This window comes from Phreatobacter sp. (assembly GCF_052440005.1).
Classification (GTDB): Bacteria; Pseudomonadota; Alphaproteobacteria; order Rhizobiales; family Phreatobacteraceae; genus Phreatobacter.
Window position 1 is genome coordinate 11,936 of the sequence record NZ_JBQVQL010000020.1, and the last position, 14,553, is coordinate 26,488.

General features: G+C 66.5%; 14 protein-coding genes. 3 read left to right on the forward strand and 11 right to left on the reverse strand.

The features are described from left to right. Positions 1–56 precede the first annotated feature (56 nt). The gene (locus ACT6XY_RS07195; RefSeq protein WP_444747653.1) at positions 57–1,139 is read right to left on the reverse strand and encodes a mandelate racemase/muconate lactonizing enzyme family protein; all 1,083 of its coding nucleotides are present in this window, start codon (positions 1,137–1,139) and stop codon (positions 57–59) included. Beyond that, the gene (locus ACT6XY_RS07200) at positions 1,136–2,257 is read right to left on the reverse strand and encodes a mandelate racemase/muconate lactonizing enzyme family protein (protein ID WP_444747654.1); all 1,122 of its coding nucleotides are present in this window, start codon (positions 2,255–2,257) and stop codon (positions 1,136–1,138) included. The genes ACT6XY_RS07195 and ACT6XY_RS07200 overlap by 4 nt, the downstream gene beginning before the upstream one ends. A 180-nt stretch (positions 2,258–2,437) precedes the next feature. On the opposite strand from ACT6XY_RS07200, the gene ACT6XY_RS07205 reads away from it, so the two are divergent. Then, positions 2,438–3,319, forward strand: coding sequence for a LysR family transcriptional regulator (locus ACT6XY_RS07205; protein ID WP_444747655.1), 882 nt, complete (start codon positions 2,438–2,440; stop codon positions 3,317–3,319). 114 nt (positions 3,320–3,433) lie between these two features. On the opposite strand, the gene ACT6XY_RS07210 is transcribed toward ACT6XY_RS07205, so the two are convergent. From ACT6XY_RS07210 to ACT6XY_RS07240, 7 genes are all read right to left on the reverse strand, one after another. Continuing rightward, positions 3,434–5,629 (reverse strand): xanthine dehydrogenase family protein molybdopterin-binding subunit, encoded by a 2,196-nt coding sequence (locus tag ACT6XY_RS07210; protein ID WP_444747656.1) that lies wholly within the window; start codon positions 5,627–5,629, stop codon positions 3,434–3,436. Beyond that, on the reverse strand, positions 5,623–6,600 hold the full coding sequence (locus ACT6XY_RS07215) for an FAD binding domain-containing protein (RefSeq protein WP_444747657.1): 978 nt from the start codon (positions 6,598–6,600) through the stop codon (positions 5,623–5,625). The genes ACT6XY_RS07210 and ACT6XY_RS07215 overlap by 7 nt, the downstream gene beginning before the upstream one ends. Continuing rightward, positions 6,587–7,090, reverse strand: coding sequence for a (2Fe-2S)-binding protein (locus ACT6XY_RS07220; protein WP_444747658.1), 504 nt, complete (start codon positions 7,088–7,090; stop codon positions 6,587–6,589). Before ACT6XY_RS07220 ends, ACT6XY_RS07215 begins: the two co-directional genes overlap by 14 nt. Before the next feature lie 85 nt (positions 7,091–7,175). Continuing rightward, the gene (locus ACT6XY_RS07225; protein WP_444747659.1) at positions 7,176–7,430 is read right to left on the reverse strand and encodes a hypothetical protein; all 255 of its coding nucleotides are present in this window, start codon (positions 7,428–7,430) and stop codon (positions 7,176–7,178) included. Between the two features lie 71 nt (positions 7,431–7,501). Next, positions 7,502–8,347, reverse strand: a complete 846-nt coding sequence (locus tag ACT6XY_RS07230; RefSeq protein WP_444747660.1) for an ABC transporter permease — start codon at positions 8,345–8,347, stop codon at positions 7,502–7,504. After that, positions 8,340–9,338 (reverse strand): ABC transporter permease, encoded by a 999-nt coding sequence (locus tag ACT6XY_RS07235; RefSeq protein WP_444747661.1) that lies wholly within the window; start codon positions 9,336–9,338, stop codon positions 8,340–8,342. Before ACT6XY_RS07235 ends, ACT6XY_RS07230 begins: the two co-directional genes overlap by 8 nt. A 66-nt stretch (positions 9,339–9,404) precedes the next feature. After that, positions 9,405–11,024, reverse strand: coding sequence for an ABC transporter substrate-binding protein (locus ACT6XY_RS07240; RefSeq protein WP_444747662.1), 1,620 nt, complete (start codon positions 11,022–11,024; stop codon positions 9,405–9,407). 329 nt (positions 11,025–11,353) lie between these two features. Between ACT6XY_RS07240 and ACT6XY_RS07245 the strand changes: the two genes are divergently transcribed. Both ACT6XY_RS07245 and ACT6XY_RS07250 read left to right on the forward strand, forming a co-directional pair. After that, positions 11,354–11,947 (forward strand): helix-turn-helix domain-containing protein, encoded by a 594-nt coding sequence (locus tag ACT6XY_RS07245; RefSeq protein ID WP_444747663.1) that lies wholly within the window; start codon positions 11,354–11,356, stop codon positions 11,945–11,947. A gap of 36 nt (positions 11,948–11,983) precedes the next feature. After that, complete coding sequence (locus ACT6XY_RS07250) at positions 11,984–12,775, forward strand: IclR family transcriptional regulator (RefSeq protein ID WP_444747664.1); 792 nt, start codon at positions 11,984–11,986, stop codon at positions 12,773–12,775. On the opposite strand, the gene ACT6XY_RS07255 is transcribed toward ACT6XY_RS07250, so the two are convergent. Both ACT6XY_RS07255 and ACT6XY_RS07260 read right to left on the reverse strand, forming a co-directional pair. Beyond that, on the reverse strand, positions 12,759–13,724 hold the full coding sequence (locus ACT6XY_RS07255) for a Bug family tripartite tricarboxylate transporter substrate binding protein (RefSeq protein WP_444747665.1): 966 nt from the start codon (positions 13,722–13,724) through the stop codon (positions 12,759–12,761). The genes ACT6XY_RS07250 and ACT6XY_RS07255 overlap by 17 nt on opposite strands. A gap of 47 nt (positions 13,725–13,771) precedes the next feature. Beyond that, entirely contained in the window at positions 13,772–14,536 is a 765-nt protein-coding gene (locus tag ACT6XY_RS07260; RefSeq protein WP_444747666.1) for an RraA family protein, read from the reverse strand. Positions 14,537–14,553 lie beyond the last annotated feature (17 nt).

The window sequence follows — 14,553 nt, forward strand, 5'->3', positions numbered from 1 at the left end:
GGATCCTCCCGATCGCTGAGTGAGAAATGCCCGTCTGCGCGGGCTTTTCCGGGCCTTCAGCCCTTGAGGTGGCGGATGTAGTCGCGGTTGAAGGTGAAGCCCCAGCCCGGCCGCTCCGGAACGACGGCGGCGCCGTTCTCGAAGGTCAGTTGCTCGGTGTAGAGCGGCGAGAACCAGGGCATATATTCGAGGAAGATCGCGTTGGAGAGGGCGCCGAGCACCTGGATGCTGGTCTCGGGAAACAGATGGCTGGACACCGCGATGTCGTGGGCTTGCGCCATCTGGCTCACACGCATGAATTCACTGACGCCGCCGGCGCGCTGCAGATCCGGCATCAGGATGTCGGCGGAACGCAGTTCCAGCATGCGGCGGAAGCCATAGCGCGAATATTCCGTCTCGCCGGAGGCGATCGGCGTGTCGAGGGATGCCGACACTCGCGCCAGCCCGTCGAGATCCCAGGCGGGGAGCGGCTCCTCGAACCAGGTGAGGTCATACTCCTCCAGCATGCGTCCCAGCCGGATCGCCTGATGCTCGCTGAGCCCCTGATTGGCATCTGCCATCAGCTTGACCCGCGGGCCGATCGCCTCGCGGACCGCCCGAACCCTTGCGATGTCGTTGCGGGGATCGGCATGGCCGAGGCGCATCTTCATGGCGGTGAAGCCCTCGGCCATGAAGCGGCCTGCCTCCTCCTGCAATGCGTCGATCGACAAGGACAGCCAGAGCCCGCCGGAATGATAGGCCGGAACGCGCGACTGGGCGCCGCCGAGCATGCGATAGAGCGGCAGGCCGGCGGCCTTGCCCGCGAGATCCCACAGCGCGCCGTCGAGGGCCGAGATGCCCATCACGGTCACGCCCTTGTGGCCGAGGAAGTTGATGTCCTTCCAGGCGCGTGCGTTGAAGCCGGCGATCAGGCCGGCATCCTGCCCGACGATCAGGTCGGACAGTTCCTCGATCATGGCACGCAGAACCGGCGTCCTGCGGTTGTTCAGCGTGAAGACGAGGTTCTCGCCGGTGAGCCCCTCGTCCGTGTGGATGGTCACCAGCACCATGCCGAAGTCGCGCAGTTCGCCGAGCGCGCTGCCGATGGGCCTGGCGAGCGTCAGCGTGACCGTCTCGGTCTCGACCCTGGTGACTTTCATGGCCGGTTCCGTCCGTCGATGCGGGTGATGTCGCCGACGCAGTAGCGGGCGAGGATGGCGGGATCCGGATCGGCGCCGAGGCCGGGACCCTCCGGCACCGCGAACAGGCCCTTGTCGCCCTTCACCCAGGGATCGAAGGGATTGGCCTCCATGTCGAGCCAGAGCACCTCGACCATGGGCCTTTCCATCCGCGCCTGGATGATGTGCAGGGTGGCGATGAAGCCCGGCCCGAAATAGGGGCTGTGGGGACAGACCTCGACCCCATGCGCCTCGCAGAGGTCGAAGATCCTGAGCATTTCCGCGATGCCGCCGACCTTGGTGACGCTCGGCTGGGCGATGTCGATGGCATCGGCGTCGATCAGGGTCTTGAAGCCGAAGAGGCCCGCGACGTTCTCGCCGGCCGCGATCGGAATGCCGTAGGCGCGCACGCTCGCAAGGCTCCCGACATCCTCGGGCGGCCAGACCGGCTCCTCGAGCCACATCAGCCCGTCATCGACGAGCGAGGCCGCCATGGCGCGGGCGACCGGTGGTGACCAGGCGCAATTGACGTCCATCATGACCGGCACGTCGCCGGCGGCTTCCTGGGAGGCCAGCACCGCCGAGCGGGTGAGTTCGTGCAGCTTGATGAAGCGATAGCCCCGCGCACAGGCCGCCGCCGTGTTCTTCGCCGCCAGGGCATCATCATTGTAGGCGAGCAGGCTTGCATAGCCGGGAATGGGTCCGCGGTCGCGGCCGCCCAGCAGCCGGTAGAGCGGCTGGCCGGCGCGCTTGCCCGCGAGATCCCACAGGGCAATCTCGATGCCGGAATAACCGTAGACGAAGGAGCCGTTGCGCCCGAGCAGATGCAGGCTGTGCAGGATGGTGCGCGACAGCCCCTGGATGTCGCCGGCATCGCGGCCGATCATCAGCGGGCCTACGATCGTGTCGATGGCGGACCTGGTCGCGGGAATGGCCGCGTGGCCGAAGGCCTCGCCCCACCCCACCAGCCCGTCCTCGGTCTCGACCTTCACCAGCAGGATTTCGAGATGGTCCCAGGGCCTGCCGGCAAAGGCGGGCTTCGGCCCGCCCATGTCGAAGGGAAGCGCCACGACGCAGGTCTCGACCGCGGTGATCTTCATGTCCGGTCCGGCATTTCCTCAGGCGCCGGCCTCTTGGGTCGGGCAGCGTCCATACCTGCGACGCTAGGCCGATGCCGGAATAAGCTCAATTGCCTGTAGCTTAATTCTATATAAGCTCAGCTGATGTCACTCAGCATCCGCCAGTTGCAGATCGTCCACACCGTGGCGAGTTCCGGGTCGGTGACCTCGGCGGCCCATGCGCTCGGCATCTCCCAGCCGGCGGTGAGCATGATGCTGCGCGAGTGTTCGCGCGAAGCGGGCTTTCCCATGTTCGTGCGCAAGCAGGGGCGTCTGCAGCCGACGGCGGAGACGCGCGTCCTTCTCGCCGAGCTGGAGCGGGTCTTCGACGGAGTCGACCGGATCGGCCGGCTGATCGAGGACATGGGCGATACCCATGTCGGCTCGATCCAGATCGCGGCCACCGCGACCCTCGCCAACAATATCCTGCCTGCGGCGGTCGCCGCATTTCAGGCATCGCGGCCGCGCATCCAGATCACCATCAGGACGACCGATAATCCCGGCGTCATCCAGAGCGTGGTGCGCGACGAGGTCGATCTCGGGCTGGCACTGTCGCCGCTCGCCCAGCACGACGCGCGGGCCGTCGAACTGTGCACCGCCGACCTCGTCGTCGTCGTCAACCCAACCCATCCGCTGGCTGACCGCACCGTGGTCGAGGCGGCCGATCTCGCGCCCTATCCGTTGATTTCGTTCAGCCGCAGTCAGCCGCTCGGCGCCTTGGTCGATCAGGTCTTCCGCCAGGCGGGAACGCCGCGCCGGGTTGCGATCGAAGTCAACCAGTCATCGGTCGCCTGCGCCCTCGCGCGCGCGGGGGCCGGCGTCTCGGTCATCGACCCGTTCTGGTTGATCGACGCACGAGAGATCGGGATCGTCTGTCTGAAATTCGTGCCGAAGACGGCGTTGAGTGCGCAAATCCTGATTTCGCGCAGCTCGTCGTTGTCGCGGCCGGCGCGTCTGTTCCTCGCGACCCTCAGGCGCACCGTCCAGTCTTTGCAGGCACAAGGCGTTCTCAACGAGGTCGGGACCAGTCCAGGTGCGAGATAGCCGGAGCCTTTCCTTGCCCTACCGACTGGGCCGTGCGCTTTTGGGCAGTGATCCGATGACAATGGCGGCGAGAACCGACGTCGGGTCCCTTTCGCGCGGCGTCCTTACCTCCCGCTAGACTGAGACGATCTTCCCCGGCGTGATCGGCAGGTCACGGAAGCGCCGCCCCGTCGCATGGAACGTCGCATTGGCAATGGCGGCGGCCATTCCCGGTACGCCGATCTCGCCTAGGCCGCGGGCGCCGAACTCATTGAATGCGGTGTCCGAATTTTCCACGAAGATCACCTCGATCGGCGGAATGTCCGCATGCACGGGCACGGCATAATCGGCGAGGTTGTCGCCGATGATGCGGTGGTGGCTCGGATGAAATTCGGCGCCCTCCATCAGAGCCATGCCGAGGCCGAAGATGATGCCGCCCCTGATCTGGCTGGTCGCGGTCGTCGGATTGATAATCCTGCCGCAATCGAGCGCGCTGACGACGCGGGACACCCGCAGACGCCCGAGCCGCTCGTCGACGCGCACCTCGACGAAATGCGCGCCGAAGGAATAGTAGCTGAGGTCCTTCCGAAGATCGGCCATGCCGGTCGACGTGCCTTCGGCCGTCAGTTCGGCCAATCGGGCGGCCTCTAGCACCGCCGTCGGCGGACGGTTCGACGCCGCGGGCAGTGCGTGCTTGTGGGCGAGGCCGGCCAGCGTCTCACGCATCGCGACGCAAGCCCTTGCAGCCGCCGGCAGGAGACTTGCGGTGGATTTCGAGCGTCCGGCCGTCGGAGCCGCCGGAAAGCCGGAGTCGCCCAGGCGCACCACGATGTCCTCGACGGGATGGCCGAACTCGTCTGCCACGGTCTGCGCCAGAATGGTGCGCATGCCCGTGCCGATGTCGGTGGCCGACGTCTCGACCACGAGTGGCCCGTCGACGCTCAGCCGGAGCCTGACGGTCGCCGGCAGGGCCGGCGCGGGATAGGCGGTGGTCGCCATGCCGTAGCCGACCAGCACGTCGCCGTCGCGCATCGCACAGGGCTTCGGCAGATTGACCGGCCATCCGAATGCGGCGGCGCCCTGCGCGTAGCAGTCGAGCAGGCGGTTCGACGACCATTCGCGCTGGTGATAGGGGTCGCGCGCCGCGAAGTTGCGACGCCGCAGGTCCAGCGGATTGACGTCGAGCTGAAAGGCCAATTCGTCCAACGCGCATTCCACGGCGAAGGAACCGGGCGTCTCCCCCGGCGCCCGGAAGGGCGTCGGGCTCGCGATAGCCTTGCGGGCGACGTGGTGGGTCACCGCCAGCGCCGGCGTGTCGTAGAGAAGCAGGGTGTTGAGCCCGCAGGGCTCGAAGAAATTGCCGCGCAGCGAGGTCGGCACGTGGGAAGCGTGACGCAGGCCCTGAAGCTGACCATCGCCGTCGCTCGCGAGGTCGACCGCCTGCTCGGTCTCGGAGCGATGGCCGGAGGCGACCGCCATGTCGGCGCGGGTAAGCTGAAGCCGGACCGGACGTCCGAGGTGGCGGGCGATATGCGCGGCGAGCGCCTGGTGCGGCCACATCTGGTTCTTGCCGCCGAAGCCGCCGCCCACATAGGTCGCATCGACGCGGACCCTGTCGGCGGAGACCTTCAGGGACGCCGCGATATAGTCGCGTGCGGCCATCGCCCCTTGCGTCGAGTCGTGCACGGTCACCGTGTCGCCATGCCAGACGGCGACCGTGGCCGAGGGCTCCATCGGATGATGCAACTGCATCGGCGTCCGGTAGGTGGCGGAGTGGGACGCGTCAGGCGCCTCCGGCCAGTCGCCGCGGCGCACCTGCATCTCCGCGGCGAAGAAGAAGCCGGGGGCGAGGAACTTGTCGCTGTCCGGTCTGGGATGGACGGAGGACGCGGCTTGTCGCACCTGCGGCAGGATGCGGAGAGTTGCCTCCCGGGCCGCTTCGAGAGAGGTGGCGACAACCACGGCGATCCACTGGCCGGCAAAGATGATCTCCGGCCCGCCGAGGGGCCAGTAGGGCGGCGGCGGGACCGGTTCGACGGCGGCCAGGGCGGTGCGCCCCAAATGCTCGCCGCTCATGGCCACGACCTCCGGAGCCGGCCGCCAGTCCAAGAGGCCTGGCGCGTTCTCGTGGGAATAGACCGCCACGACGCCTGGTACGGCCACCGCCTGTCCGAGGTCGAGGGCGGTGATCGTCCCGGCGGCGACGGGGCTGCGCACGGCCATGGCATAGAGCTGGCCTTCGGGCCTGCGATCGGCGGCATAGGCCGCCAGTCCCGTCACCTTCTCCACGCCGTCGATCCGGCTGCGGGGCGAGCCGATCTGCTTCAGCATGGCCGGCTCCGTGCGAGCATGTGATGGACGGCGCCGCGTGCGAGGTCGAGCTTGTAGCGGTTGTCCGGCGTGGGGCGGGCGGGCGCGAGGAGCGCGTCGCAGAAGCGGTCGACGGCTGCGTCGCCCAGTGCCTCACCAATGAGAAGCCTCTCCGCCCCGCGGTCGCGCCATGGCACGGTGCCGAGCCCGCCGATGGCGACCGCCACCTCGGCGACCACGCCGCCCTCCAGCTTGACCGCAGCGGCCACCGAGGCGCTGGCGAATTCGTAGGACGCGCGGCCACGAAGTTTCAGATAACCCGAACGGGTCGCGAGCGCGGTCGCGGGGACATCGAGGTGGACGATCAGTTCGCCCGGCTGCACGACGGTCTCGATGACGGGCGTGTCGCCGGGAAGCCGATAGAAGTCGGCGATCGCCACGTGGCGGACGCCGCGCGGACCCGCGATGGCAACGCTCGCGTCAAGCGCGAGCAGCGCCACCGCGACGTCGGAGGGGCTGACCGCGATGCAGTGGTCGCTGGTTCCCAGCACGGCATGGTGGGCATTCGCCCCCTCGCGCGCCGGACAGCCGGAGCCGGGGACGCGCTTGTTGCAGGGCCAGTCGTGGGAACGGAAATACGCGCAGCGGGTGCGCTGCATGAGGTTCCCGCCCATCGAGGCGGCGTTGCGGATCTGCCCAGAGGCCCCGGAGAGCAGCGCCTCGGAGAGGGCCGGAAACTGCGAAAGCACGACGGAATCGCGGGCCACCGCGCTGTTTCTCGCGAGAGCGCCGATGCGCAGGGAGCCCGATTCGAGCGTAATCCCCGCGAGAGGCAGCCTGCCGATATCGACGACGAGGCCCGGTGCCTCCACGCCAAGTTTCATCAGGTCAACGAGCGTGGTGCCGCCGGCGAGCGCCCGCGCGTCGGGCCGCGCGAGCAGCGCCAGCGCCTCGTCCAGCGACGTGGGGCGATGGAACTCAAACGGGCGCATGGGTCGTCGCGTCCAGCTGGGCCTTCACGTCCATGATCGCCTCGACGATGCCGTGATGCGCGCCGCAGCGGCAGAGGTTGCCGCTCATCTGCTCGCGAACCGCCTCGCGCGTGGTCACCGTGCGATCGGCGATGACCTCCAGCGCGGACATGATCTGCCCAGCGGTGCAGTAGCCGCACTGCAGCGCATCGTGCCGGATGAAGGCTTCCTGCAACGGATGCAGCGCACCGGGCGCGCCGACACCTTCGATGGTCAGCACCGTGCGGGCTTCGGTCGTCGCGGCGAGGGTGAGGCAGGAGAGGACGCGACGGCCGTCGACGAGCACCGTGCAGGCACCGCACTGGCCGTGGTCGCACCCCTTCTTCGTGCCGGTGAGCAGGAGGTCTTCGCGCAGCAGGTCGAGGAGCGTGCGGCGGATGTCGGCCGTGATTGTCACGGACCGTCCGTTGACAACGGCGGTTACGGTCATCGTCGGGCTGGCGCTGTCCATCGGTGAGCTCGCGGGTTTCGGGCGCAGCGCCCGGATCGGCGAAGAGAAATGCGGAAGGCGCGAGGTGCGCCCTCCGCGGGGTCGATCAGTCGATCAGCATGCCGGCACTGCGCAGGCGTGTCTTCATGTCCTCGAGGCTGCCCTCGTATTCCCAGGTCTGGACCGTCTCGTGCGGGCATTCGATGAAGATGTAGGTCTCGGTGAAGGAGAGGATGCGGTCGATGCGGATGACCTTCTCGACGAACTCGGTGTTCGGCATCTTCTCGGTGACGATCTGGTTGTCGTCGTCATAACCGAGATAGACCTTCTCGGGCCGAACCCGGGCGGTGAGGTATTTCATCGTCTTTCCTTTCAGGGATATCTCGCGATGCGGGATGAGGGGCCGGGCGGATGTCTCGCCGGCGGAGGTGATCAGCGGTCAAGGCGCGGATTGAGAGCCTCGTTCAGCGCATCGCCGAGCAGGTTGATGGCGAGCACCGTCAGCAGCACGGCGAGGCCTGGCAAGGTCACCATCCACCACGCCGTGCGGATCGCCGACCGGCCGGCGCCGATCATAAATCCCCAGGTCATGATGTTGGGATCGCCGAGGCCGAGGAAGGACAGGCCGGATTCGAAGAGGATCGAGGTCGCCACCATCAGCGAGCCGGCCACCACGATCGTGGAAAGCACGTTCGGCAGGATCTGCACCAGCATGATGCGCAGGTCGCTGAGACCGATCGCGACGCTGGCGGCGACAAACTCGCGGCTCTTGACGCTGATCACCTCGGCCCGGACGAGGCGCGCGAGCGGCGCCCACGAGACGATGGCGATGGCGCCGATGACGTTCGGCAACGTCGCGCCGAGAATCGCGACGATGACAATGGCGCCGATGAAGGTCGGGATGGTCTGGAAGAACTCGGTGACGCGCATGACGGCGGAATCGATGCGGCCGCCGTAGTAGCCGGCGAGCCCGCCAACGAGGGTTCCCAGCACCACGATGAAGAGCGTGGCGACACCGCCAACCAGCAGCGAGATGCGCGCTCCGTAGGCGATGCCGGCGGCGATGTCGCGGCCGAGCATGTCGGTGCCCAGCAGATACTCGCCGAGCGGCGGGCTGAACGGCATGCCGACCATCTCGAAGGGCCCGTCGGGATAGAGCCAGGGCGCGGCGATCGCCATGAGGACGATGCAGGCGAGCAGCGTCAGGCCGATGGCCCCGGAGGGGTTGGAGGCTACACGGCGCAGGACGCTGCGCTGCTGAGCGAAGGCATTAGCCATGGGTGCGCCCCGTGTTCAACGCGATGCGCGGATCGACGATGGTGTAGATCACGTCGACGACCGCATTGGTGACAACAACGAGGATCGAGGACAGGAAGAAGATCCCGAGAAGCAGGTTGATGTCGCGGGCGAACAAGGACTCGAAGGCCAGCAGCCCGAGGCCAGGCCAGCCGAACACCGATTCCACGATCACCGAACCGCCGAGCATGCCGGAGACCTGGACGCCAGCCATGGTGAGGACCGGCAGTACCGCGTTGCGCAGGGCATGGACCAGCAGGATGCTGCGGTCGCCGAGGCCCTTCGCCCGCGCCGTGCGGATATAGTCCTGGCCCAGCGTCTCCAGCATGGAGGCGCGCATCAGGCGGGCATAGAGCGCCATGTAAAAGCAGGAGAGCGCCACCGCCGGCAGGACGAGATGGTGCAGCACGTCGAGCACCGCACGCAGGCCCGTATAGTCGGCGCCGACGGTGATAATCCCGCTCGTGGGGAACCAGCCGAGCTGGATGGCGAAGACGATGATCAGCATCAGTCCCACCCAGAACAGCGGCGTGGCGTAGGACACGACAGCAAAGATCACGATGACATGGCTGATGATAGTGCGGTCGCGCATGGCGGCGATGGCGCCCAGTAGCGTCCCCAGCGTAACCGAGATCACCATCGCGGCGCCCATCAGGATCGCGGTGGCCCCCAGCCTGTCGAAAATGAGCGACGACACCTCGCGGCCATGGCGGAACGAATAGCCGAGGTCGAAGGTGACGATGTTCTTCATGTAGCTGAGGAACTGAATGTAGAGCGGCTGATCCAGGCCGAACTGGCGGCGGATCTGCGCCATGTATTCCTCGCTCGCCGCCCCGGCCTCGCCGGCGATCACCTGGGCGGCGTCACCGGGCGCGAGGCGGATGAGGAAGAAATTGACCACGACGATGGCGAGGATGATCGGCAGACCTCGAACCAGCCGCTCGAGAATGTATCTGCCACGGGCGAACCACATGCCTTGAACCTCTGGGAGAACGGGCGGGAGCCGGCCAGAACGGCCGGCTCCCGCATCCTGTCAGCGTCAGCGCTGGATCCACGTCTCATAGAGCCCGCCGCGCAGGCCGAGCGGCGAGGTGATCAGGTCCTTGACGCGCTTGTTCTGCACGGCGACCAGATCCATCTCCATCAGCCAGATGATCGGGCTGTCGGCGACCAGAAGCTCCTGCAGCTTGTGGAAGATCTGGTTGCGCTTCGTGGGGTCGATCTCCGTCTGCGCAGCTTCCCAGAGCGTGTCGACCTCGGGGTTGCGATACTGCGAGACGTTGCCGAAGGGCACGGCGCGGTTGATGGTCCTGGACCAGGTCTGGCGCTGCACGCCGAGCGTCGGATCGGCCATGCCGATCGACCAGGTCGAGGTCATGTTGAAGTCGTACTCGTTATGAACGAGACGCACGAAGGAGGGATAGTCGCGGTTGCGCAGTTCCACGTCGATGCCGACGCGGGCGAGCGCCTGCTTGATGTACTCGCCCATGCGGCGCCAGTCCTCGCCGAACGGAGCGGGGTCGTGGAAAATCTTGACGCGCATGCCGTTGGCGCCGCGCTTCAGTCCGGCCTCGTCGAGCAGGCGGTTGGCGATGTCCAGGCGATCGCGCACGTCGAAGCGCAGGATGTTCTGGTCGGTGAAGGCGCCATTGCCCTTCATGAAGGAGGAGATCGGGCCGACCGCCGGCTTACCGAAGCCGTGCCAGATGGCCCGGGTGATGAAGTTCCGGTCGAGGGCGTAGGCGACGGCGAGACGCACCCGCTTGTCGTCGAACGGCGGCTTCTGGACGTTGAGCTCCAGCATCATGACGGGGGCGATGGCCTCATAGCCGCCCTTGGCGATGGCGAGGTGCGGCAGCGTCTCCAGACGGCGCATCTCGACCGGGTTGATCGTGCCGAAGGTCGCGACGTCGATCTCGCCGCGCTCGATGCCGGCCGCGCGGGTGGCCGAGTCCGCGATGAAGCGAATGATGAGGCGGTCGAGATAGGGACGCCCAGGGCGCCAGTAGTTCTCGTTCTTGTCGAGCTGGATGAAGTTGCCCTTCTCCCAGCGTGCGAACTTGAAGGGGCCGGTGCCGATCGGGGCGTTCACCGCGGGGTTGTTGCGGAAGTCGGTGCCCTCGTAGATGTGCCGCGGCACGATGGGTGACTCGAGGCTCGACAGGCCCATCATCAGCGGCGGATAGGGATGAGCGAGGTTGAACACGGCCGTATGCGCGTCCGGCGTGTCGATGGACTGGACCGGACCGAGATTGCCCTGACCACGCGGGTGGAACTTCTTGACCACCTCCATCAGCGCGAACTGCACGTCCGCCGAAGTGAAGGGCTTGCCGTCGTGCCAGGTCACGCCCTGGCGCAGCTTGAAGGTGATGGTCTTGCCGTCCGGGCTGATCGTCCAGCTCTCGGCGAGGGACGGCTTCGGCTTCAGCTCGAGATCGTATTCCAGCAGGCCGTCAAAGATCTTCGTCGCGAGTTCGGCGGTCGTCGGCGCCGAGCTCAGGGCATTGGTGATGATGGCCGGCTCGGGGGTCGTGGTGATGGTCAGCGTGCCGCCGGGCTGCGGGTTGGCGAGGGCCTGCGACGTGGGAAGGAGGGCGCCGAAGGCGGTGCCGAGAAGGAGGCCGTTGAAGAGCCTGCGCGACGTGACGAGATGATCCATGGCCGTTCCCCGGTCGTGAGACAGCCCTTGCGGGCAGGACCTGAGCGTTTCATCATGATTGAAATTATCGAAGTGCTTTTTTCAATGGGCAGCAATGCGGTGCGCGCTGGGGCGACCAGCAAGCAGGGGATTTTGCGGTATTTTTCCTCCTTAAGCGCGGCATTAGCTTGGAAAATGACGCTTCTGAGATCGAACTAGCCAAGTCGGGGACAGTCTGACATTATCACTGCAGTATAAGTTGGGCGGACTTCACCTGCAGGGTCTCGCTTAGAATTTTCAATCGGCGTATAAGGCGATCATCGCCCCCTGCCCTTTCCGATGGCCCTGGAATGTCCGACGGCACCGACGAACTCGACAGCAGCACGCTGGTTGGCCTCGGCGAGAGGATTCGCAATCTGCGCGTCGAGCGCGACCTCACCCTGGCGACGCTCTCGGCGCGCAGCCAGATCTCCGTCGGCATGCTCAGCCACATCGAACGGGGAAAGACGTCTCCTTCGCTGAAGCTGCTCGACCGCCTGCGGGTTGCGCTCGGCGTACCGCTGGCGAGCTTCTTCGAAGCGCAGACGGACCGGTCGATCGAGGAAGGCACCATTACCCGCGCCGGCCAGCGCTCGACCCTCGCCTTCAGCAAGACCGGGTTGACGAAGGAACTGCTCTCGCCTCCCGGCCATTCCGAGATGGAGATGCTGATGCTGACCATCGAGCCCGGCGGCGGCTCGGGACCGGATCCCTGGAGACGGAACGGCCAGAAGGGCGGCTACGTGCTGCAGGGCCGCTTTGAGCTGAAGATCGACGACCAGATTCACATTCTCCAGCCGGGCGATGCATTCCAGTTCGACAGCCGCCGGCCGCACTGGTTCCGCAACCTCGCGGACGGCGAGGCCAGGATCCTGTGGATCATCCGGTCGAACGAAGCGGGATAGCGGGGAACGGACCGCCCTCACCTTCACAAGGATCCCATGCACGAGAGCGACGGAGCACAGAGCCTGGAGCGGGGACTGCGCATCCTTCGCGTCATCGCCGCGAGCGGCGTCTTCGGTCGCCGGCTGATCGACATCGAGACCGAAACAGGTCTTGCCCGCTCGACGGCCCATCGCATTGCGCAGACGCTCGCTCGCAACGACTTCGTCCGATACGACCGGGCAAGCCGGCGCTATTTCGTCGGTTCCGAAATATCCATCCTCTCGGTCTCGGCGCCCGCGGGCATGGCCGAACTGCGTCATCTGGCGCAGGATGCCCTGCGTGCCTTGGCGCTCGCGACCGGGGACACCGCCTATCTCATGGTGCGCTCCGGAAACGACATCGTCTGCATCGCGCGCGAGATGGGCCCCTACCCCATCAAGGCGCTGACCGGAGAAATCGGCACGCGCCGCCCCCTCGGGGTGGGCGCGGCCGGCATCGCGCTCTTGGCCCATATGAATCCGGCGGACGACGAGGCCGTGCGACGGGCTAATCGGTCCCGCCTCCGCCGGTTTCCCGGCGCAACGGAACGCGCGGTGACGAACGCCGTGCAGGAGGCGCGCGCCACAGGCGTCGCATTCAGCGAGGGCCTGGTCATTGCTCCGGTGCGAGGCGTTGGCCGGGTCATTCAGGACCCGAGCGGCAAAGCGGTTGCCGCTATCAGCGTCGGAGCGACGCAAGAACGGATGACTGAGGAGCATCGTGCCAAGGTGACGGCGGTGCTCGTCAAAGCCTGCCAGATGCTTGAGCGCCGTCTCGCGCGGGAGCCCGGCCTCATTGGCCGAGGCTGATGTTGCTCTGGCCGACGATGGCCCGGTAATAGTCCAGCTGCTGACGCCAATAGGCGTCAAACAGCTCGGCCGGCATGCCGACTGCCTCCACGCCGAGCGACGCCAGCCGCGAACTCACCGCCGGATTCGCGGCGATCTTCGCGACCTCCGCCGAGACCCGGGTGATGATCTCGGACGGTGTTCGCGCCGGTGCGTAGAGACCGGTCCAGAACGGCAATTCGTACCCCGGGATGATCTCCTTCATAGCGGGTACATCCTTCAGCGCCGGAGATCGTTCGGCCGTCGTGACCCCCAGCGCACGGAGCTTGCCCGCCTGGATGTGCGGGAGGAGCGGCGCGATGCCGTCGAAGGTGAAGGCGACACGCCCGGTCAGAAGATCATTGAGCACGGCGGAATTGCCGCGGTAGGGCACGTGAACCAGTTTGGCCCCGGTCAGGGAATTGAACAACTCCCCCGCCACATGGGTGACGGTCCCGACCCCTGAACTTCCGTAGGAGTATTTCGTCGGCTCCGCCTTGAGCGTCTCGATGAGGCTCTTCAGATCGGCAGCCGGTAGGTCCGGATAGGTCGCCATGACCAGGGGAAAACGCGCAAACAGGGAGACGGCCGCGAAACCGCCGACGGGATCGTAGCTCAAGTTCTTGTAGGTCAGCGCGTTGATCACCGCCGAGGAGACCGATTGGAAGATGAAGACGTAACCATCCGGGTCGGATCGCGAGACGTTGGCAGCGGCAATCGTGCCGCCCGCGCCGACAAGATTTTCCACGACGACTGGCTGACCCAGAGCCTTGTCCAACTGTTCGGCGAGAATTCGGGCCATCATGTCAACGCCGCCACCGGCGGCGAGCGGAACGACGAACCGGATCGGGCGCTGCGGCCAGGTGTTGGCCCGGGCGGCGACGGCCGGGGCGGCGAGCGCGCCGGCGATGAGAAGTCGGCGGTTGAGCATGGGCGTTCCTCCAGTCTGTCGCATCGCCAGTGAACCGGCCTGCGTGCTTATTCCTTGAACTTGTAGACGTAGGTGCGCTGAGCGAGATCCGGCACGGAAACCCCCGCACGGATCTCCTCGTAGCGGCGGCTCTCGCCGTCACGAATTTCCGTGGCACGCTTCAGCACGCGGGCAGCTTCTGCGAGCGGCACGAAACAGACCCCGTCGTCATCTGCCACCACAATGTCGCCAGGGCGGACGGGCACACCGCAGATGTGGATCGGGCCGTTGATCTCGACGGTCTGAATGCGCCACTTGCCGGTGATCGGGCTCACCGAGCTCGCCCAGCGGGGGAAACCGATCAAAACCGACTCCGCGACGTCGCGGATGCCGCCGTCGACGATCGCCGCCGCCTCGCCCTGCCGCTTGGCGATGGTCGAGGAGATGCCGCCCATGTTGGAGATGTCGGCGATCCCTTCGATCACCAGGACGTCACCCGACTTGGCAAGGTTGTGGGCCTCGATCTCGGCGAGACGCGACACGCGGTCCTGGGCGCCCTTGTAGGCGTGGACAGGCTGCTCGATGTTGCGCAGGGTCAGGGCAGGACCGACCACACGCGACCCGGGAATAGTGGGCTTGAGCCGCGAGGCCGGCACCACCCCGTTGAGGCCGAGCTCGTCCATGGCGTCCGAGACGGTGCTGGAGAGGTCGCCGAGGGCAAGGAAGCCCGCGATAAGGGCGGGATCGACAACGGGAAGATCAAACAAGCGGATAGCGTCGCTTGGCACCTTGCCCGTCAAAGGACGCCCGTCGGGAGCGGTTTCAGCCGTCATGTCTTTATCCTTTCGGG